This is a genomic window from uncultured Marinobacter sp., from assembly GCF_913055835.1.
Classification (GTDB): Bacteria; Pseudomonadota; Gammaproteobacteria; order Pseudomonadales; family Oleiphilaceae; genus Marinobacter.
Map to the genome: position 1 here is coordinate 34,751 of NZ_CAJXKQ010000009.1, position 21,785 is coordinate 56,535.

17 protein-coding genes are annotated in these 21,785 nt (G+C 57.5%); 3 read left to right on the top strand and 14 right to left on the bottom strand.

Annotated features, from left to right (window positions below):
* Positions 1-109: 109 nt before the first annotated feature.
* Positions 110-1,354: a transporter substrate-binding domain-containing protein gene (locus QZ534_RS07145; protein ID WP_296933147.1), complete on the top strand. Its 1,245-nt coding sequence runs from the start codon at positions 110-112 to the stop codon at positions 1,352-1,354.
* 9 nt (positions 1,355-1,363) lie between these two features.
* Here the strand turns inward: QZ534_RS07145 and ftsH are convergent, their stop codons facing one another.
* Both ftsH and QZ534_RS07155 read right to left on the bottom strand, forming a co-directional pair.
* Positions 1,364-3,310, bottom strand: coding sequence for an ATP-dependent zinc metalloprotease FtsH (gene ftsH / locus QZ534_RS07150; protein ID WP_296933149.1), 1,947 nt, complete (start codon positions 3,308-3,310; stop codon positions 1,364-1,366).
* Positions 3,311-3,437: 127 nt separating this feature from the next.
* On the bottom strand, positions 3,438-5,126 hold the full coding sequence (locus QZ534_RS07155; RefSeq protein WP_296933150.1) for an HAD-IA family hydrolase: 1,689 nt from the start codon (positions 5,124-5,126) through the stop codon (positions 3,438-3,440).
* 64 nt (positions 5,127-5,190) lie between these two features.
* Here QZ534_RS07155 and QZ534_RS07160 point away from each other — a divergent pair, with 64 nt between their 5' ends.
* Entirely contained in the window at positions 5,191-5,334 is a 144-nt protein-coding gene (locus QZ534_RS07160; protein WP_296933296.1) for a DUF2256 domain-containing protein, read from the top strand.
* Positions 5,331-6,848 carry an FAD-binding domain-containing protein gene (locus QZ534_RS07165; protein WP_296933152.1) on the top strand — a complete coding sequence of 506 codons (1,518 nt, stop codon included), beginning with the start codon at positions 5,331-5,333 and terminating at the stop codon, positions 6,846-6,848. Before QZ534_RS07160 ends, QZ534_RS07165 begins: the two co-directional genes overlap by 4 nt.
* Positions 6,849-6,862: 14 nt before the next feature.
* On the opposite strand, the gene QZ534_RS07170 is transcribed toward QZ534_RS07165, so the two are convergent.
* From QZ534_RS07170 to QZ534_RS07225, 12 genes are all read right to left on the bottom strand, one after another.
* Entirely contained in the window at positions 6,863-7,354 is a 492-nt protein-coding gene (locus tag QZ534_RS07170; protein WP_296933154.1) for a hypothetical protein, read from the bottom strand.
* A 160-nt stretch (positions 7,355-7,514) separates the two neighbouring features.
* A complete protein-coding gene (locus QZ534_RS07175; protein ID WP_296933158.1) occupies positions 7,515-10,640 on the bottom strand; it encodes an efflux RND transporter permease subunit in 3,126 nt (1,041 codons plus the stop codon).
* Positions 10,640-11,992, bottom strand: a complete 1,353-nt coding sequence (locus QZ534_RS07180; RefSeq protein ID WP_296933160.1) for an efflux RND transporter periplasmic adaptor subunit — start codon at positions 11,990-11,992, stop codon at positions 10,640-10,642. Before QZ534_RS07180 ends, QZ534_RS07175 begins: the two co-directional genes overlap by 1 nt.
* Before the next feature lie 21 nt (positions 11,993-12,013).
* Positions 12,014-13,315, bottom strand: coding sequence for a TolC family protein (locus tag QZ534_RS07185; protein WP_296933162.1), 1,302 nt, complete (start codon positions 13,313-13,315; stop codon positions 12,014-12,016).
* A gap of 359 nt (positions 13,316-13,674) precedes the next feature.
* A complete protein-coding gene (locus QZ534_RS07190; protein ID WP_366935812.1) occupies positions 13,675-14,061 on the bottom strand; it encodes a DUF302 domain-containing protein in 387 nt (128 codons plus the stop codon).
* A gap of 24 nt (positions 14,062-14,085) precedes the next feature.
* Positions 14,086-16,452, bottom strand: a complete 2,367-nt coding sequence (locus QZ534_RS07195) for a heavy metal translocating P-type ATPase (RefSeq protein ID WP_296933166.1) — start codon at positions 16,450-16,452, stop codon at positions 14,086-14,088.
* Positions 16,445-16,672, bottom strand: a complete 228-nt coding sequence (locus tag QZ534_RS07200) for a hypothetical protein (protein WP_296933167.1) — start codon at positions 16,670-16,672, stop codon at positions 16,445-16,447. Before QZ534_RS07200 ends, QZ534_RS07195 begins: the two co-directional genes overlap by 8 nt.
* A gap of 26 nt (positions 16,673-16,698) precedes the next feature.
* Complete coding sequence (locus QZ534_RS07205) at positions 16,699-18,051, bottom strand: APC family permease (protein ID WP_296933169.1); 1,353 nt, start codon at positions 18,049-18,051, stop codon at positions 16,699-16,701.
* 11 nt (positions 18,052-18,062) lie between these two features.
* A complete protein-coding gene (locus tag QZ534_RS07210) occupies positions 18,063-18,419 on the bottom strand; it encodes a hypothetical protein (protein ID WP_296933171.1) in 357 nt (118 codons plus the stop codon).
* Positions 18,420-18,575: 156 nt separating this feature from the next.
* On the bottom strand, positions 18,576-19,322 hold the full coding sequence (locus tag QZ534_RS07215) for a copper resistance protein B (protein WP_296933172.1): 747 nt from the start codon (positions 19,320-19,322) through the stop codon (positions 18,576-18,578).
* The gene (locus QZ534_RS07220) at positions 19,319-21,052 is read right to left on the bottom strand and encodes a copper resistance system multicopper oxidase (RefSeq protein WP_296933175.1); all 1,734 of its coding nucleotides are present in this window, start codon (positions 21,050-21,052) and stop codon (positions 19,319-19,321) included. Before QZ534_RS07220 ends, QZ534_RS07215 begins: the two co-directional genes overlap by 4 nt.
* An 85-nt stretch (positions 21,053-21,137) precedes the next feature.
* A complete protein-coding gene (locus QZ534_RS07225; RefSeq protein ID WP_296933177.1) occupies positions 21,138-21,671 on the bottom strand; it encodes a cupredoxin family protein in 534 nt (177 codons plus the stop codon).
* Positions 21,672-21,785 lie beyond the last annotated feature (114 nt).

Consider the following 21,785-nt stretch of genomic DNA (forward strand, 5'->3'; position numbering starts at 1 on the left):
TGTTGTTATTCATGCCTATCAGAATATGTCCTAACGTTGTGCAGCAAAAGCCCCACATTGGTGCTAGCCTGACGTAAGGATTGTTAACATCACGGATGCTGACTTCACCATGAACCTTCGACTCGCTCTGAGTCTGACAACAGTACTGTATTCAACCGTGTGTCAGGCTCAGCCTCCGACGCTGAACCTCTACACCTTCGAAAGCCCACCCTATCAGGTGGCAAGCCAGGAAAAGGGTGGAGCCAATCGAATTTCCGGCGAGACGGCAGACACAGTGGTTTGTGCCGCAAACCGCGCCGGCTGGGCAACACGCATCCGGATCACGCCCCAGAATCGCGCCATACACTCTCTGGAACGCAACATGATCGATGGGTATTTTGCCATTGATCCCTCCGCAGAACTCGACAACATAGCCAAACGCAGCGATCCGGTGGCTCTGGAGAAATGGTACTTTTTCACCAGGGGCAATAAAGCGTTTACCGACAACATGCGAATCGGGGTCGTGGCCGGCAGCAACGAAGAAGCCTGGCTGGAAGCCAACGGCTACTCCATATTCCTGAGCGTGTCTTCACCGTCGCAGTTGCTCGCGCTACTCAAACGGGGACGAATCGATACGGCAATGATGGATGAGCGCGTCATGAACCGTCTCCGTTACGAAAACGATTCGGAGGGCACACAACTCAGTGCCCATTTTGTCCGTTACGCGCCACTCTACCTGTATCTGAACGAAGCCTTCGTTTCCAACTATCCTGATTTTCTCGGCACTTTCAACCGAACGCTGAACAGCTGCATGGCCGGTCACCTTGCACTGTCCGAAGAGGAAGAACGCCGCATCACAGAACTATCGAGCCGCCTGTTCAAGGAAATGAACAGCATTCTGGACATCCGCCAGATCATTGATGCAGGCCCCAGGCAGGAAAGCTTTACCGACGTAATGACCCTTGACAGTCAGTGGCAAGCGCTGGCGCCGGTCACGATGCCTGATCTGGCCGAAAGAATCCTCGCGCTTCCGGGCTCCAGGGCACTTCTGGCCTGGCAGAAGTCTCACCAAGGCCTTGTAACCGAGGTTATGCTGATCAACGACATGGGAACTTTAGCCGCAATGAGCCAGCTCACATCCGACTACTGGCAGGGTGACGAACCCAAGTTCCAGAGGGTAATGGAGAACACGGCAGCGAACCCAGGTACAAACCGGCCGCTGTACGTATCCCCTATAAGATATGACACGTCAGCGGCCCGCTTTCAGGTGACTGTGAGCACACCGGTTTTACCGGGCAATGGAGACCGGGCGAACGGAGTTATCGTGATCGGGCTCAGCATTGAAGAGGCTCTGAGCGACGCGGAACGACTCTGAAGCACCTCATCAGTTCCGCTCATTACCGCCAGCGCCCAGCAGCGAGTCGATCTCCCGGGCCTCAAGCGTCTCTTCTTCAAACAGCCTGTTGGCAAGCCGCTCGAGTTGATCTCGGTTGTCCTCAAGACGTTTGGCCACATCCTTCTCGATACCGGTGATCAGCTTTCTGACTTCGTCGTCAATTTTCTCCGCGGTAGCCTCGCTGAAATCCCGTTCACGGGAGATTTCGTGACCAAGAAACACTTCTTCCTGGCTCGAACTGACCGATACGGGGCCGATCGCATCGCTCATCCCCCAGCGGGAAACCATCCTTCGGGCGAGCTTGGTGGCCTGTTCAATATCATTCTCGGCGCCACTGCTCACCTCACCGAATATCAGCCGTTCGGACACGCGACCGCCCAGCATCACGGCAATTCGGTCGCGGGCATAGCTGGCGGTCATGTTCAAACGTTCCTCGTCCGGCGCCTGTTCAGTCAAGCCGAGAGCCCTGCCCCGGGGAATAATGGTAACTTTTTCCAGCGGATCCGCCTTCGGAAACAGCAGGGCTGTCAGCGCATGGCCGGATTCGTGGAAGGCGATGACCTTTTTCTCCTCATCGCTCAGGGTCTGCTCGCGTTCGGCCCCCATCAGGATCTTGTCCCGGGCAAGATCGAAATGGGCCATGGCAACGAGTTGGCTGTCATCCCGGCCGGCGAACAGGGCTGCCTCGTTCGCCAGGTTTTCCAGGTCTGCCCCGGAGAACCCCACGGTTCGACGGGCCACTGCCGTAAGATCCACATCGTCATCCAGGGGCATGGCCTTGGTATGGATCTCGAGAATCCTCTCCCGCGCCTTCCTGTGGGGACTATCCATCGTAACCTTCCGGTCAAACCGTCCCGGCCGCATTAGCGCGGGGTCCAGCACATCCGGACGGTTGGTGGCAGCAATTACGACCACCGCTTCATGGGGCGAAAAGCCGTCCATTTCCGACAGAATCTGGTTCAGGGTCTGCTCGCGCTCGTCGTGGCCACCGCCAACGCCGGCTCCCCGGGAACGACCAATGGCATCCAGCTCGTCAATGAAAATGATCGCCGGCGCTTCCTTGCGGGCCTCTTCAAACATGTTGCGAACCCGGGAAGCGCCGACACCCACAAACATCTCGATAAATTCGGACCCGGAAATGGAAAAGAACGGCACATCGGCCTCGCCGGCCACCGCCCTCGCCATCAGGGTTTTACCGGTGCCGGGCGGCCCGACCATCAGCACACCACGGGGCAATTTGGCGCCCAGGCGCTGGTAGTAGGACGGATTCTTGAGATAGTCGACGATTTCGGTCAGGTCCTTCTTGGCACTGTCCGACCCTGCAATATCCTCAAAAGTTTTACCGGGCTCGTCCCTCTGGAAGCGCTTGGCCTTGGATTTACCCATGCTGAACAGACCACCGCCCTGCTGGCCACTCATCTGCCGGGCCATGCGCTGCCAGAAATAGATAAAAATGCCCAGGATGATCAGCCAGGGGAGAAAATTCACCAGCATCCGCGAGAGCAGGTCCGGTCCGGATTCCCTGGCCGTGATGGGCACCCCGTTCTGCTCCAGAAGCTCCACGATCCGCGTTTCGCCCACCTCAGGAACCTGGCTCTGGAACGGCGTTCCGCCGGAGCCGTCGCCGCTGCCCTCGGCAGCCTTGAGGGTACCGCGCACCTGATGTCCCTCGATGGTGACCTCCGAAACCTGCCCGGAGGTCACCCGCTCCTTGAATTCGGTAAACGTCAGCTGTTCAAGGTTTGACTGACTGAACATCTGTATCGCGTAGAAAACCAGGAAAGCGACAAGCAGGAAATTCACCACCCGAAGCCACTGGGGCGGCTCATTCTGCTGCTGCCCCTGCTCTGACATCGGATCACTCGGGCCCTGCTGGCGTCTTTCCTGATCCCCCCGAGTATCCTGTTGATTGGATCGCTGGACGTCGTTTGGCATGGAGCCTCCCCGTCGACCGGTAAATTCAATCGGTATCAAATCCTCCTGTTACTACCAACTCTGGCCTCGATCCCCCCGGTTTCAAGGTCGCTATTACCTGTAGAGGGCCTTTCAACCGGCAATTCCATCAAGGTGGCCCTACCTCGCAGGCCAGCACCAGGGCCCAGAACTCCGAGAAATCATTCACCACCACATCCGGCTTGTCCGGGTGCTTGTGGGTGCCCGGGAAAATCTTGTTCAGCCAGGGCAGGTCCCACTGGGCCCCGTTGAAAAATACCGAGGTCAGGCCGGCACGCTTGGCGGCAATCACATCGGTGGTACTGTCACCCACGTACCAGACACTCGGGTCGGGTGGATAATCCAGCTTCTGAACCGCCAGCAGCAGCTGATCGGGGTGGGGCTTTCGCAGGGGCGTGTCGTCACCACAGACATCGACATCAAAAAGGTGTGTCCAGCCGGTGTCTTCCACTGCCGCCAGTTCATGCTCGAAAAATTCGCGGTCCCGATTGGTAATGACACCCACCTGGATACCCAGCCGCCTCAAACCTTCCAGCACTTCCCGAACCTTCGGCTCGAAGGCCTTCACGGTTCCGTAGTGTTTTCGGTAGTGATGGTTGAACGCCTGGTGAGCGATCTGTTTGGCTTCCTGATCTTCCCCGAACAGCACCTCAAAAATATCGGTTCGGGAAATCTTGCGGTCTGCCTTTACCTTGGGGTGCAGCTTCGCGAACTCCCGCACGTAGGCAACCAGCTTTACGTCTTCCGGGGTCTTGCTGTCTTCCGGGGCCACCATGCGGTCCATCAGTTTGAGCTTGTGGAAATCCGGGAGCATGTCATCCACTGCGTGGTACATGGCATCAAGGGTATCCACCAGGGTGGCGTGCCAGTCGAAAAGGATGACCGCCGGGCGAATGAGCTTGACCACCGCCGGGTGCCAGTCCGGCTCGATTCTTGGCTCTGGCCGCTGAGGCGGCGGGAAAGGCCGTGGGCGAACCTCGGCAGGTGTCTGTTCAAAGGCTTCCGGCTGGCTCCGCTCAAGCAGGGCCAGCAGGTCCATCAGGTCTTCAAAACTGTCCAGAATGGCCGCGGGGGCATCCCGGTGCGAGAACCAACTGTCGATCCGACCGGATTCCCAGCAGGCCCCGTTATAGAAAACGCCTGACACGCCAGCCTTGTTGGCGGTGAGCATGTCCACGTAGCTGTCACCCACGTACCAGGCTTTTTCATCCGCTGGCAGATCAAGCTTTTCAAGAGTTTTGAGAATCACCTCGGGATCGGGCTTGTACTCGGTTACGTCGTCGGCACACACCGTGGTATCGAAAAGGTTCCGCCATCGGCCTTCATCCACCGTTTGTAGCTCACGGTCCAGGAACTCGCGGTTGCGGTTGGTGGATACCGCCAGCCGGATCCCCATGGATTTCAAGGCACAGAGATACTCATACGCGCCGGGTTGAAAAGGTTTCACCTGCCCGAAATATCGACGGTAAGCTTCGTTATAGGCCTTATGGGCAATCAGTTTGGCTTCTTTGTCATCACCAAAAATGGCGTTGAAAATGTCCGTTCTTGAGACCCGGCGCTCGGCCAGGATACGCGGATGCAGGCGCCGGAAAATCCGGATGTAGCGTACCAGGCGCGCATCGTCCGATGTTCGGCATTTGTCCTCGGGCAGGAGCCGCTCCACCAGCCCCAGATCCTCAAGCTGCGGCAGCATGTCTTCCATGGCACTGAACATGGCATCGTGGGTGTCTACCAGGGTGCCGTGCCAGTCGAAGATCAGAACTGAGGGCGCGGAGATGGAGTCACAGAATCGGGCCATGAACAATCCTTCGGAATTTGAGCAACGTATACGGGTCATTGTCAGTAAAAACCATATAATGCCAATGCACAAAAAACCTCATCTACCCGAAAAAGTCTGCCCCGTGTGCCAGCGGCCCTTCGCCTGGCGGAAAAAGTGGGCGAAAGACTGGGACAATGTGCGCTACTGCAGCGAGCGCTGCCGGCGCGAGAGGAGTGCCCAGCCGTGACTTCGGTGGTCTGGTTCAAGCGAGACCTGCGCACCCGCGATCATGCGCCCCTGGCGACAGCGGCGAGCCTGGGCGAGCCGGTTATCCCCCTGTATGTCATCGAAGACGAATACTGGCAGTTGCCGGACACCAGCGGTCGGCAATGGGCGTTTATCAGGGACTCTCTGAACGATCTGGACCGACAGCTACGACAGGCAGGCAACCAGCTTCTGGTTGTGCGAGGTTCGGTGGTGGATACGCTAAAGCAGATTCAGGCCCACCAGGGCATCAACCGGATCTTTTGCCATCAGGAGACCGGCGGGCACTGGACCTTCGAGCGCGACAAGGCGGTGATTGGCTGGTGCTCGGAGAACCAGGTGGAATTCCGGGAATGGAACCAGTTCGGCGTGGTTCGCCGCCTGCGCGACCGGGATATCTGGGACAGGGCCTGGACCGAGCTGATGCGGCAACCAGTGCTGGATAAGCCCGTAGCACTGCCGAAATCGGATTCCGGTCAGGCCCTCTTTACCGGGGGCGGCAGCCGCGATCCTGTCTTACCGGACCCGTGCCCGGATCGCCAGATTGGCGGCAGCGCGAGGGGTGAAAAGCTGCTCGCCTCTTTTCTGGACCGCCGCTGCGTGGGCTACCAGTACAACATTTCCAGCCCGAATACCGCAGTCAGGGCCTGCTCGCGCCTGAGTCCGCATATTGCCTACGGTACCGTCAGCCTGCGGGAGATCTACCAGGAGGCCAAGGCCACCGGCAATCACCGCAATACCCTGCCCCGAAAAAAGAAAAGCCTGACCAGCTTCCGTTCCAGATTGCACTGGCACTGTCACTTCATCCAGAAACTCGAGGATGAACCAGAGCTGGAATTCAGGGCCATGCACCGGGAAATGGAGGTACTGAAAACCGGGCCAAACGATTCCGAACGGCTGCAACGTTGGCAGGAAGGCCAGACCGGCTGGCCCCTGGTGGACGCCAGTATGCGCGCTCTGAATCACACAGGGTGGATCAACTTCCGGATGCGCGCCATGTTGATGGCCATTGCCAGCTATCAACTGTGGCTGCATTGGCGTGACCCGGCCCTGCACCTGGCCCGGTTGTTTACCGATTTCGAGCCCGGCATTCACTACTCCCAGGCCCAGATGCAGTCTGGCCTGACCGGTATCAACGCCCTCCGAATCTACAACCCGGTGCTACAAAGCCAAAAGCTGGACCCGGATGGTGAGTTCATCCGTCGCTGGATTCCCGAGCTAGCCGGGGTGCCTGGCGAAATGATCCACACACCCTGGCTTATGACGCCAACCCAGAGAGAACGATATGGCGGCAACACCTACATCCCGCCAATCTGCGATCACGAGCAGGCCGCCCGGGTTGCCCGGAAGGCCATTGGTGACTTTCGCAAGCAGCACGTCAGCCAGGCAGAAACAGACCGGGTGTTGCTCCAACACGGCAGTCGAAAGGGCCCTGTACAGAAGCGCCCCAGTCTGCCCTCGAAGCAACAATCCGATCAACTGTCATTGTTCGACTAGACTGCATAAATACATCAGTTGCGGTTCATTTGCCGCTGATGCTCCAACATTTGCTCCATCATCATCTGCATCTGGTTCATCCGGTTTTCCATCATCTGCAGACGCTGCTCGTTGTCCATCCCCGGGCCACCAGAGCGATTGCCCTGGGCATTCCCGGACTGCTTCTTACCCTGACCCTGATTATTCATCATGCCCTGGTTGTTCATCATGCCCTGGCCATTGCCCATCATGCCGGGCCCCATCATGCCGCCACGCATCATCTGCATGTGCTCCTGCATGGACTCCATGTGCTGCTCCCTCAGTCTCTGGCGTTCAGCACTGGAGTTGGCATTCCGCATTTCCTGCATCATTTCCTGCATGCGGGCCATGTTTTCATTCATCTGTTGCACCTGTTCCTGATTCATCATGCCGCCACGGGGCATTTGCCCGGAATTCCCCTGGGCAAAGGCAAAGGCAGGCAAAGCCACCAACACGGAACACGTAACGAAACGACCTAATCTGTTCATAAGATCCTCCTTCTGGGCTGCAACAATATGCATCATTACCAGTAAAGACCATGAAACTGAATTGAGGCTGAAAAAAGACGCTGACATCCGTTTAAGTTCTCGCATCTTGATCTGTGTCATCCGGACACCCAACGAACAGCCCGGGCGTGCTTCGGGATTTTTAATGGTCCCTCACACTCCTCAGTTTCCAGAGATAAAACAGTACCGGGATGACCAGCAGGGCCAGAATCACCGCACTGATCATGCCGCCCACCATCGGTGCCGCAATGCGCCCCATCACTTCCGAGCCGGTGCCGGTACCCACCATGATGGGCACCAGCCCCCCGATAATGGCTGCCGCTGTCATCATGATCGGCCGTACCCGCAAACCGGCACCGTGGAGCACCGCATGGCGAAGGGTTTCACGCCTCGGGGTCAGGCCCTTCTCCTCGCAGGTTTCCAGCATGGCGGCATAGGACTGGTTCAGGTACACCAGCATGATCACGCCGATTTCCACGGCGACACCCGCCAGTGCAATGAACCCGACACCCACAGCCACCGAGAAGTTATAACCCAGCAGATACATCAGCCAGATGGCACCGATCATGGCGAAGGGCAGCGTGCCCATGATGATTCCGACTTCCGCGAAGCGCCGGAAGTTCAGGAACAGCAGTATCACGATGATCGCCAGGGTTAGCGGCACCACATAGGTGAGTTTTTCCTTGGCACGCAACATGTACTCGTACTGCCCGGACCAGGTCACCGAATAGCCAGCAGGCAGATCAAGTTCCGCATTCACCGTGGCCATGGCCTGTTCCACATAGCTACCGACATCAACGCCCTCGATATCCACAAAGGTCCAGCCGTTCAGTCGGGCGTTCTCACTCTTGATCGCCGGCGGGCCGTCCTCCACGCGGATATCAGCCACGTCCGCCAGCGCAATCCGCTGTCCCGAGGCAGTCACAATGGGTAATTGCTCCAGCTTTTCCGGGGAATCCCGGTAATCCTCGGGGTAACGGAGATTCACCGGGTAGCGCTCCAATCCTTCGATGGTTCGGGAAACATTGATACCGCCAATTGCCGATGCCACCACCTGCTGAACGTCGGCAATATTCAGTCCATAGCGCGCGGCGCGCTCGCGGTCGATATCAACCTTGATGTAGCGACCGCCGGCGACCCGCTCAGAGTACACCGAGGCTGTTCCGGGTATATCCACCATGATTTCCTCAAGGCGTTTGCCAATACCCTGAATCGTGGCCAGGTCCGGCCCCGCCACCTTGATGCCGACCGGCGTCTTGATTCCCGTTGCCAGCATATCGATGCGGGTGATGATCGGCATCACCCAGGCATTGGTCACGCCGGGGAACCGAATCAGGTTGTTAAGCTCCTGCTTCAGTTTTTCCGTAGTCATGCCTTCCCGCCATTCGTCCCGTGGCTTGAGCTGGATAAACGTCTCGATCATCGTTAATGGGGCCGGATCGGTTGCGGTATCCGCACGGCCGACCTTGCCGAACACAGTTTCCACTTCCGGAACCGTGGCAATCAGCTTGTCCGTCTGCTGCAGCAGCTCCCGCGCCTTACCGATGGAGATGCCCGGATAGGTGGTGGGCATGTACATCAGATCGCCTTCATCCAGCGGCGGAATGAATTCACTGCCGATTCTGGTGGCAGGCCAGACACCAACAACCAAAGTCAGAACTGCCGCCAGAACGGTTGTTTTCGGGAAGCGAAGTACCAGCTTCAGAACCGGCATATAGGCACCGACCAGCAAGCGATTCACCGGATTCTTGTGCTCCGGCAGCACTTTGCCCCGGATGAAGTAGCCCATGAGCACCGGCACCAGGGTCACCGCCAGAGCGGCACTGGCGGCCATGGCGTAGGTCTTGGTGAAGGCCAGGGGCGCAAACATCCGACCTTCCTGTGCTTCCAGTGCAAAAACAGGCACGAAACTGACCGTAATGATCAACAGGGAGAAGAACAGGGCTGGCCCCACCTCGGAAGCGGAGCGGGTCACCACTTCCCACCGGTTCTCGGGCGTTAGCGGCGTCCGCTCCATGTGTTTGTGCATGTTCTCGATCATGACAATGGCGCCGTCGATCATCGCCCCGATCGCAATGGCGATACCGCCGAGCGACATGATGTTGGCGTTGATGCCCTGCCAGTGCATAACAATAAAGGCCGCCAGAATGCCCACCGGCAGGCTGAGAATCGCGACCAGCGATGACCGCACGTGGAACAGGAAGACAATGCACACCAGGCCTACGACCAGGAACTCTTCCAGCAACTTGAAGCCCAGGTTGTTGACGGCCCGCTCGATCAGACCGGAGCGATCATAGACCGTTACCACCTCGACCCCCTCGGGCAGGCTGGCTTTCAGATCCTCCAGTTTGTCTTTAACACCATTGATGGTCGCCTGGGCATTCTCACCGAAGCGCATGACCACCACACCGCCAACGGTCTCGCCCTCGCCGTTCAGCTCGGCAACACCGCGGCGCATCTGCGGGCCGACCTCAACGGTGGCCACGTCTTTAAGCAGAAGGGGCGTGCCATTGTTATCCAGGCCGAGAGGAATCGAGAGCAGATCGTTACGGGACTGGATATAACCCGAGGTGCGCACCATGTATTCCGCTTCGGCCATCTCGATCACCGACGCACCCACTTCCTGGTTGCCCCGTTTGATGGCGTTCTGGATATGGGCCAGCGGAATTCCCAGCGCCCGGAGTTTTTCCGGGCTGACCTTGACCTGATACTGCTTCACCATGCCGCCCAGGGCGGCCACTTCCGAGACGCCGGGCACCGTTTGCAGCTCGTATTTCAGAAACCAGTCCTGCAGGCTGCGCAATTCGCTCAGATCGTAATTTCCGGTGCGATCCACCAGGGCATACAGGTACACCCAGCCCACGCCGGTGGCATCGGGCCCGAGCTGGGGACGGGCCGAGTCCGGCAGGCTGGGTGCCACCTGGGAGAGATACTCCAGCACCCGCGAGCGGGCCCAATACATGTCGGTGTCTTCATCGAAGATCACGTAAACGTAGGAATCCCCGAAGAATGAGTATCCCCTGACCGTTTTCGCACCCGGTACCGAGAGCATGGCCGTGGTCATCGGATACGTCACCTGATCTTCCACCACCTGCGGGGCCTGCCCCGGAAAGCTGGTTTTGATAATAACCTGGACATCCGACAGATCCGGTAAGGCATCTACCGGAGTCTGTTTCAGGGAATACAGGCCTAGCCCCGTGATCAGCAACGTGGCCAGCAACACCAGGAAGCGGTTACCAACCGACCAGCGAATAATGGCTGCAATCATCACTCGCCTCCGCCATGGTTCATGGTGCTGTGATCCATACCGCTCTGATCCATGCCACTGTGCTCCATGCTGTTGTGGCTCATGCCGCCGTGGTTCATCCCGCTGTGGTCCATGGTGTTATTGTCCATCGCCGGAGGCGCGGACATTCGCTGAAAGTCCGAGGTTTTGCTGGATTCCGAATCGATCAGGAACTGGGCAGAGGTAACCACGGTATCGCCAGGGGTGAGGCCATCGAGTATTTCCGCATACCTCTCACCAACACGCCCGACGGTCACCTCCACTGATTTGAAGGCCCCCTCTTCGAGCGCCAGAACAAGGCGGTCGCTGCTGCCGGTGCGGATAACCGACTCCCGGGGTACCAGAAACTGCCGTTCTCCACGCTCGCCCTGAACGTCCAGACGGGCAAACATGCCGGGCATCAAGACACCCTCCTCGTTATCAAAGCGCATGCGCACCTGCGCCGTCCGGGTTTGAGGGTTCACTTCCGGGTAGACGTAATCGACCTTGCCCCGCCACTCGCGGCCTGGCATGTAATCCAGGGTCATCTGCACACGGTTGCCCGCCTCAACAGCGGAAAGCTGGCTTTCGAAGACTTCACCGATCACCCAGACTTCATCGAGCGCAGCGATCGACAGAACCCGGTCACCCGGTTTGATGAACATGCCCTGACGCACATTCAGGTTCTCGATCACGCCAGAGCTCGGGGCGTACACTGTCATGGTTCTCTGGATGTCACCGCTCTGGCGTAACCGCTTGATCAGGCTCGCCGGGACATTCAGCGCCGCCAGGCGTTCGGTCGCAGCCTCAACCAGTTTCTGGTTGCCCCGGTTCATTGCCAGCAGCAGTTCCTCCTGGGCATTCACCAGAGTGGGTGAATAAAGCGTGTATAGCGGTTTGCCTTGCTCAACGGGCTCGCCCTCGGCTTTGACAAACAGCGCTTCGATCCAGCCCTCAATCCGGGGATGCACGTGGGCCATCTGGTCCTCGTTGTACTGGACATAGCCCACCGTCGTGATGTTGTTCGGCAGGCGACCCTGAATCACGGGTTCGGTGCGCACGCCCAGGTTATTCACAACGGTGGGTGAAATCCGGACCGTGCCCGCCGGATCCTCGGCCGATCCTCCCTCGTCATACACCGGAATCAGGTCCATACCCATGGGGGATTTTCCCGGTTTGTCACTTTTGAAATTGGGGTCCATGGGAGCCACCCAATACAGCGGCTCCTGCGTGTCGGAACCGGCCACTTCAGCAGAAGAAGCTGTATGGGGATCAGCACCCAGCCAGTAGGTGGCTGCTGCACCGGCGAAACCGCCGAGCACTACAAAGCCCAGGGGGCGAATAAAATTGGCCATGGGGGTCAGTCCTGGTAACGGTTATTGAAAAAGAGAGGGTTCGGAAGTGTCAGCCGTCAGATAGCGGAAGCTCGCCAGATTTTTCGCCCGCTCGGCTTTCATCTGTATCAGTTCCACCCGCGCATTGAGCTCGTCAATGCGCCCTCGCACTGCCTCGGCAAAGTCGCCGTCATCATGGTTGTAGGCAGTCAACGCCGCACTTGCCTGCGCTTCCATTTGCGGCAGCAGAGTCTGCTCGTAGAGCGCTATGCGGTCATCGAGTCGTTGAATCCTGGCGATGGCGGCCCTGGCTTTGGCACGAAGTTCCCGGATCTGCAGAAGGCGCCCGGTTTTTGCGGCCTCCAGTCGCGCAACAGACGCGTTGAGTTTCCGGTCCTGCCGGTTGCCGGTGAAAATCGGCAGATCAAACCCGATCCCCACTGAAAAAAGATCGGCTCTGTCCTGACCGTTCGGGGCCCGGTCCCGATAGCCGTACTGGGCCGATACCGACCACTCCGGCTTATAGGACTGCCTTGCGAGATCAACCTCCACACTCTGCACCTCAATCAATTGATCGGTGGCACGCACGGCGGGGTGACGCAACAGAGAATCTGCGGAGACTTCTGCCCAGGCAGTCGGCAGTGCCCGCAGCAGTTCGTGGGGAATATTCTCGGTCACTGGCAGCCCGGCCTGATCCTCGCCGATCCACTCGGCCAGAGCTTCACGACCGGACGCCTGTTGCAGATTGAGTGCTGTGAGCCGGTCCTCAAGCCGAGTCAGCTCAAGGGATGCCCGGATCACATCCTGTTGCCGGGCGCCCATGGTTGCGGAGGTATACCCGGCGGCAGCGACATCTTCCAGTTGTTCAAACAACCCCCGGTTGCTTTCGATCAACCGGATACTGCGCTCGGTTCGCCAGACCTCCAGCCAGAGTTGCGTAACCGTCTGTTCAACCTGTGCCCGACGATTCGCGCGCCGGAACGGCTGAACTCCGGCCATTTCCTCCTTCTTCGCGCTTGCCAGCTGACGGCTGTTGCCACGTGGAATTCGCTGGGTAAGGCCGATGGTGGCCTGAGTCATAGCCTCCTGGCCGGTGTCGAAAGTATCCGTGGGGAGATTCGCGGCACCGATGGTCATTCTCGGATCCGGAAGGGCGCCATCGGCAACCGACTCTTCCAGAAGGGCCTCCTGAATCTGCGCACTCTGGCGAATCCAGGGGTCGTTCCCGGTGGCGGCGACAATGGCCTCAGACAGTTCGAGCCTGGTTTCGGCCCAGCCAGACAGGCTGGTAGCAACCAGAGCACAGACAATAATTGGTTTCACAAGGCGAGGAAGAACGGACAACGCTATATCTCCATTGAGTCATGCTTGCCCGAAATCTTAATGCGCCTTACTGAAACCAAACTGAATTAAATAAAATAAATATATGTTTTGATATATATCAATAGAATTTTGCCAACCCGATCAATCTCGGTCATATTCGACAACGGCAATTTTCTCAACCGGTGTTTCATAAGGCTACCTTCTGCCAGTAGCGATGAAACGGTTCTTTGCCGAGGAAAAAAGCCAAAGTTGGACACTTTGAAGACAAAAGGCTTCAGGCTGAGTTGAGCACGGCTAGCTGGGAGAGATCCTCCGAGCCGGATTGGCCGAAGGATTCGAAAGCTTCAACTTGCTAACAGATTACTTGTTCTGGCGATCACTCAGATCGCCTGGACAACCTCAGACATCATGTCTCGGACCTTGCCCGCAACCTGCTTGAGTTCGTCATTGTTAACAGCTGTCATGGACGCCACCGGATCAATTGCGCTGACCTCCACGCCGTCCGACACTTCCCGGAGAATCACGTTGCACGGCAGCATGGCACCGACCCGGGGTTCCAGGCCAATGGCCTCCCAAGCCATTTCAGGATTACAGGCTCCGAGAATCCGATAGGCCGACATGTCCTTATCCAGCTTTTTCTTCATAGTGGCCTTGACGTCTATTTCTGTCAGCACTCCAAAGCCGTGATCAGCCAGCGCCTGACGCGTCCTTTTGTCCACGTTCTCAAAATCCTGATTCGTGATGATTCGATTGATCGTGTATGACATGGCTACCTCCAACCATTCAGACGTTTATTGCTTCGGTTCAAGTTTAATCACTCGCAAACGCAGAGCGTTCACTATCACACTGACCGAAGAAAGCGACATTGCTGCGGCAGCAAAGATCGGGGACAACAGTATGCCGAAAAACGGATACAGAACTCCGGCGGCGATCGGAACGCCAGCAGAGTTGTAGACGAAGGCAAAAAACAGGTTCTGCCGGATATTGCGCATGGTTGCAAGGGACAACCGGCGCGCCTCCACAATACCCAGAAGATCGCCCCGCAGCAGGGTAATACCCGCGCTTTCGATGGCCACATCCGTGCCCGTGCCCATGGCCACACCAACATCCGCCGTTGCCAAAGCAGGGGCATCGTTCACGCCATCGCCAGCCATAACCACAATACGGCCCTCGTCTTTCAGACGCTGTACGATCTTGCCCTTATCTTCTGGCAGAACTTCGGCCTCCACTTCATCAATATGCAGTTTACGGGCAACAGCCTCGGCCGAGGTACGGTTATCGCCGGTCAGCATGACTACCCGAATGCCGTCCTTCTGCAGGGCGGTGATGGCGGCTTCGGTGGTTTCCTTCACCGGATCGGCTATCGCGAGCAAGCCTGCGACGTTACCGTCGACGGCCGCAAAAATCACGGTAGCGCCGTCTTTCCGGAGCTGGTCGGCTTCGCCGTCATATTTTGCGGTGTCGACATTCTCGGACTCCATCAGGAGGCGATTGCCGAGCAGCACCCGCTTGCCATCGATTCGACCGGTGACCCCTTTTCCGTTAGGCGAATCAAAGTCCTCTGCATCCGGCAGCTCCAGATCCATGCCCTTGGCTTTATCGAGAATGGCGTGGGCCAATGGATGCTCGCTGCCCTTTTCCAGACCGCCGGCATAGCGCATCAGATCGTTGTCACTGAATCCGTTTGCCGCGACAAGTCGGGTGACTTGCGGCTTGCCCTCTGTCAATGTGCCGGTTTTATCCACCACCACGGTGTCTACCTTTTCCATGCGCTCCAGCGCTTCGGCATCCCGGATCAGCACTCCACTCTGGGCACCGCGCCCAACGCCAACCATGATTGACATGGGTGTTGCCAGGCCCAGTGCACAGGGGCAGGCAATGATCAGAACGCTAACGGCAGCAATCAGGCCGAAGGCCATGGGCGGCGTGGGCCCCAAAACAGACCATGTGATAAAAGCGATGATCGCAATCACGATGACTGCAGGCACGAAGTAAGCGGCAACCTTGTCTGCGAGACCCTGAATCGGCGCCCGGCTGCGTTGCGCGCTGGCCACCATCTGAACGATTTGCGAGAGCATCGTATCGCGTCCAACCTTGTCGGCGCGCATGATGAAACTGCCCTGCTGGTTAATACTGCCGCCGATCACCTGGTCGCCGGATTTCTTGCTGACGGCCAAAGGCTCCCCGGTCACCATGGACTCATCCACGTTGGAACTGCCTTCGAGCACTTCGCCGTCCAACGGCACCTTGTCGCCGGGGCGCACCCGCAGACGGTCACCAACCTTGACCTGATCCAGCGACACATCGGATTCGCTGCCATCGTCATCCAACTTCCTGGCTGTGGCGGGGGCCAGATCCAACAACGCTTTGATGGCGCCGGAGGTTTTCTCCCGGGCCCGCAATTCCAGCACCTGGCCCAGCAGCACCAGTACCACGATAACCGCCGCCGCCTCGAAATATACCGCTACAGAACCATCTTCCTGCCGGAATGCACCCGGAAATACCTGGGGCACAAGTGTCGCTACCAGGCTGTAGATCAGTGCCACGCCCGTACCAATGGCGATAAGAGTAAACATGTTCAGGTTACGGCTAACCACGGATTTCCAGCCCCGGACGAAGAAAGGCCAACCGCACCAGAGCACCACCGGTGTCGCCAGCACCAACTGAATCCAGTTGGACATCTGAGGAGCAATAATGTGATCAAGCCCGGTCAAGTGCCCGCCCATTTCCAGCACCAGGACCGGCAATGCCAGTACCAGGCCAATCCAGAACCGGCGAGTCATGTCCTTGAGTTCTTCCGACGGCCCGTCGTCCAGACTCACTTGCTCGGGCTCCAGGGCCATTCCACAGATGGGGCAGTCCCCCGGCCCTTGCTGACGAATCTCCGGGTGCATGGGGCAGGTATACATGGTGCCCGGTGCTACCGGCTCTTGCGGCTTATCCCCCTGGCCGAGATATTGCTCAGGGTCCGCCTCGAACTTTGATTGACAGCGGGACGAGCAGAAATACCAGGTTTTTCCACCATGCTGACTTCGATGTTCCGCCGTATGCGGATCCACGTTCATGCCGCAAACCGGATCCTTGACCTGATGCTCACCTGCATCAGCGTGATCGTGACCGGCGGTGTCATGGTGGTGGGCGTGTTGGTGCTCAGCCATTTTGGTCTCCCTTGGTTTCTGTCGGCCACTCCGCAAACGCAATGAAATACAGCAAAAACAGATTGGCGACAGGAATGAGGATCAGAATGCCCATCCATCCCGGATAGCCCGTGCGTTGGCATATGCGCCAGGCCGGTATAACAACCACAATGGCAATCACCAGCATCCAGAGCCAGTGGCCCGCCCACATCGTATTCCCAAACATGTTGTTGTCCATCATGGTAATGGCCTCCCGCCGAATTACAGTTAATGGTGATGCGCGTGATGGTCTTCCTGATTCGCTTGCGCTGATTCAGGAGACCTTTTGAGGAAGATCTGTTCCGATACCGCAATCACAATCATGGTTATGAGGGCGACGCCAATAACGAAGGGGTCGGTATTCAGTTTGACCCAGAGGAAGCCGCCAAGCGCAAGCAGGTCCAGGATAATAGCAAGAGACGGCACCCAGGCTTTCGCCTTGATATCTTCCCGAAGATAACGCAGCACGCCCCAATGAATGGCTATGTCCATAATCAGATAAAAAATGATACCCAACGCGGCAATACGGGACAGGTCAAAGAAGGCAGTGAGGATCAAACCCAGAACAACGGTATAGACCAACGTGTGCTTCTGGATGCTTCCCGGCATACCGAAGTGACTGTGCGGTACCAGTTTCATCTCGGTAAGCATGGCGAGCATACGGGACACCGCAAAGACGCTGGCCAGAATACCGCCGGCGGTGGCCATCATGGCGATCGCCACGGTAAACCAGACACCATACTCGCCCAATGCCGGGCGGGCGGCGGCAGCGAGCGAGTAATCCTGCGTTTCGATGATCTCTGCAAGAGACAGATTGCTTGCAACGGCAAACCCGACCAGCGTGTAAATCACCACGCAGGCAGCAATGGAAATAACGATGGCACGCCCCACATTCCGCTTCGGATCGATCACTTCCGATCCGCTGTTGGTTATGGTAGTGAACCCCTTGAATGCCAGGATCCCCAATGCAGTGGCGCCGAGGAAGTTGCCCAGAGTTCCGGCTTCTCCGGACTCTGAAAAATCGACCGATATCGAGTCTGCAATCCAGACCCCAACCAGACCGAAGATCAGGATGCCGCCGATTTTAAGTATGCCAATGAACGAGGCCACCCCCTGAATCAGGCGATTCCCCAGGAGGTTAATGACAAAGGCAGTCAGAATGAGTGCCACGCCAAGAACAGACACCATCCTGCCGCTATCATCGCCACCAAAAAGCTGCATTGTGTAGGAGCCAAAGGTGCGGGCCAGGAAGCTCTGGGCAATCACCATCGAGAAATACATCAGGAGGGCGTTGAAGGCTGTTGGCAGCCGATTTCCGTAGGCCTTGTGCAAGTACATTCCAATACCGCCGGCGGAGGGGTAGGCATTGGAAATCTTGATGTAGGAATACGCGCTGAAGGCCACAATGACCGCCGCCGCCAGAAACGCCAATGGGAATAGCACACCGGTCATCTGTGCCATCTGACCGGTAAGCGCAAAAATACCGGCGCCAATCATGACGCCGGTACCCAGCATGACTGTTCCTGGAAGCGTCAGGCTGCCTTCCTGATAGCGGGTCGTCCTGTCTTGCGTTTCGGCCATTCAACCTCCGATCATTTTCGTTTCATTGGTGGCATTTTGGAGCAGCAGTGGGGCTGATGTTGCGCGTTAGCCCGAACGTTATCATCGGTGAATCGGTACCAGGCCAGCTTTCGCTGAGTCCACCAACCGCCTTTCAGCTGGCCGCCCCGGGCAGTGACCATTTCCAGCAGATCGTCGACAGACCAGTGGCTTGCATCGTAGGCAATCCGCAGGGCGTTGGTCGGTTTGCGTTCGGCAAGATCAACGCAGGGATGGTGATTGAGGTCCCCAAGCAGGTCGTCCCACTGGTTTTCCGCGAGGCCCCTTATGGGGAGTGTGCGGCGCTGAAGGAAGGCCTCCTGGTTGCTCATTTTGTGTGCTTTGGCCATGGAATTTCACCTCGAGTGTCGGTGACTTCAAGACCATTACAGCATCGTTACCTGAATTGCCGCTGAAAACGGGCATCCGATTTAGATTGATTTGAGGTGCATCAAAATTGAAAGAAAAAGCCCGGGGGCGAGGACCCGGGCCTTTTGAAGTGGCGTTCAGAATGCGATTCGTGCTCCAACAACGGCAAACCAGTCTTCGGTACTGCCGCCCTCGGCCTCGGCAAGGTCGGCGGTGTCGCCGTATTTGCGTTCGTGCACCACACCAATGTACGGGGACACGGCCCGGTCGACCAGGTCATAGCTCAGCCGAAGACCAGTCTCGGTGGAGTTGAGGCCCTTACCCTGGCCAATCTCCCGGTCCTCACTGAATGCCACGGTGGCATCCAGGGCCGCGGACAGGATCCAGTGGTTGGTGAGCAATAACTCATACTCGGCATCAAACTCCGCCAGCGTGTCGCCCTCATCGCTCACGTAAAGGTTTGCGTCCACCTCGAACCACTGGGGCGCAAGACCGGTAACACCCAGCACTGCGTAGGTTCGGTCAGGCCCCTCGGGGGTGTCGAACCGGACGCCCGCCTTGGCATCGAAAAACTTGGAGATGGGCGTTTGCAAGACCAACTGATTTTCCAGGCCCTCATAGGCCTGTTCCTCAATGGCATACTCACCCTTGCTGAGCCAGCGGAACTTGAGCTCGTCGGTTCCGTAAAAGGCGTCAGACTTCCAGACTCCCAGTTCTTCATCGGAATCGCTGTAGCGATACTCCAGTTCCTCGAACTGAACGCCCCAGGTGGCCAGGGGCTGCTTCCGGGCAGTGGTGTCCTGGATCATGGTCTGGGCCGTCGCCGACGTTGTCACCAACAGCGAGCCCAACAGCCCCAGCGTCAGGAATTGAACACGGCTCATGCGTCACCTCCATTGTCGACAACAGCGTCGGTTTGGGCCTGAGTCGTGTCGGGACCACCCTCAACAATCACCTTGCGGAACATACCCGCGGCGGCATGATAGGACAGATGGCAATGGAAGGCCCACTGCCCCGGCTCGTCCACCTCCGTTTCCATATAAACGGTGGTGCCCGGCTGAACACTGACGGTGTGTTTGATGGGGTTCCACTGGTCGGCACCCACATCCAGAATGGACCACATGCCATGCAGGTGCATGGGATGAGTCATCATGGTTTCGTTCACGAATTTGAAGCGGACACGTTCGCCATATTGAAGGCGGATCGGATCGGCGTCCTCGTATTTCACGCCGTTGATGCTCCAGGTATAACGTTCCATGTTGCCAGTAAGCTTCAGCTCGATCTCACGGGTCGGTTCACGATCCTCATAAAGGGGATCCTGTGCCCTGAGGTCGGCATAGGAGAGAAATTTTCCGCCGTTGGCGGCGACGGGAACAATACCACTGCCCTTAGCGTAGAAAGGATCGCTGGCCCCCGTGTTGGACATCATCATGCCGCTGTGATCCATGCCCACCATATTCGAATGATCCATCCCGGCCATATCGGACTGTTCCATACTTCCCGTGCCGGAGTGGTCCATGCCTGCCATATCACTGGAACCGCTCATATCCATGCTTCCGTGATCCATGCCGTGCATGCCGGCCATATCGGCCATGGTCAGCCGAGCCGGCTCGCGCAATTCGGGAACCACGCCCTCCATGCCCTCTTTCGGAGCCAGCGTTGCCCTGGCAAACCCTGAACGCCCCATGGATTCGGCAAAAATGGTGTACGCCTGTTCATCCCGGGGACGGACAATAACGTCATAGGTTTCGGCAACGCCAATCCGGAACTCATCCACGTTCACGGGTTGGACATTGTTCCCGTCAGCCTGGACCACCGTCATGTTCAGGCCCGGAATGCGAATATCAAAGTAGGTCATCGCCGACGAGTTGATAAAGCGCAGCCGGATTCTCTCTCCTGGCTCAAAAATGCCCGTCCAGTTCTGCTCTGGGCCCTTGCCGTTGATCAATGCGGTAAACCCCTGCAAATCCTCGACATCCGCCTTCATCATCCGCATATCGCCCCAGGCCATGCGGTCCTTCAAGGTATTCATGAAGCCATGCTCGGCGGCATCGGAGAAGAACTCACCGACGGTCTGCTGCTGGCGATTGTAGTAGTCAGGCATCATCTTCAGGTTGCGCATGATGCGATCCCCGGAGTGCGGGTGCTTGTCGGTCAGTTGAACCACGTACTCACGGTCATAACGGAACGGTTCACGGCCTTCCGGTTCGATGACAATGGCACCGTAGGCACCGTCCGGTTCCTGGAAGCCGGAATGGCTGTGAAACCAGTAGGTGCCGGCCTGCTGGATGGGGAAACGGTAGGTGAAGGTTTCACCCGGCTTGATACCCGGGAAACTGATACCGGGCACGCCATCCTGTTGATAGGGCAGGATAAGCCCGTGCCAATGGATGGACGTCATTTCATCCAGATTGTTGGTGACATTGATGGTCACCTCTTCGCCCTGCTTGAAACGCAGCACTGGCCCCGGTGATTCGCCGTTATAGCCAATGCCCTCTTTGACAAAGTCGCCGGTATCGATCTGGACCCGATCCACCGTCAGGTTGTATTCACCAGCCAGACCGAGCGCCGGTATCAACAGGGCCGCAAGGCCTGCCAGAAAGGTTGTCCTCATGGTTGCCTACTCTTTGATTACTGAATGGTTCGGGCAGATGGCGCGGGGGTTGCCCCGCGCCCGACCGCCTCCTGAAGCTGGAAAATCAGTTGAAATTCACATCCCCGTACATACCGGCCTGGTAGTGCCCGGGCACGTTGCAGGCAAACTCGATATTGCCCTGCTCGGAGAATTTCCAGACGATCTCTTTACTCTTGCCGGGCTCGAGAAGAACACTGTTGGGGTCGTCATGCTTCATGGAGTGGCCATTGCCCATATCCATTTCCATTTCCATCATGTCGTGATTGAGCGTTCCGCCCTGAATCACGCCATGCTCAACCATCATCATCATTTCTTCCTGATGGGCCTCATGCATGTCGGGCGTGCCAATGTTGAACTCGTGAACAAGCTTGCCCTTGTTTTCGATAACAAAACGAACCGTTTCACCGGGATTGACCTCGATAGACTCAGGCTCGTAATAATTGTCGTGCATCTCAACGTTGATCGTTCTGCTGACCTCGGAGGCTTTACCAGGCTCTCCGCTTCCTCCCCCGTGGCCGCCACTGTGGGCGCCGGCGGCAGAGACCGTGGCTGATATGGTCATGGCTGTGGCGGCAACCAGAAATGCAGATGCGTTCATCTTGTATACTCCTGTGCAAAAGTGAGACTCAAATGACCCATGGGTTGCTTCGAAACTTGAGCAATATCCAGAAACGATGAATACCATCGCGCACCAACCTGAATCCTTTCTGAA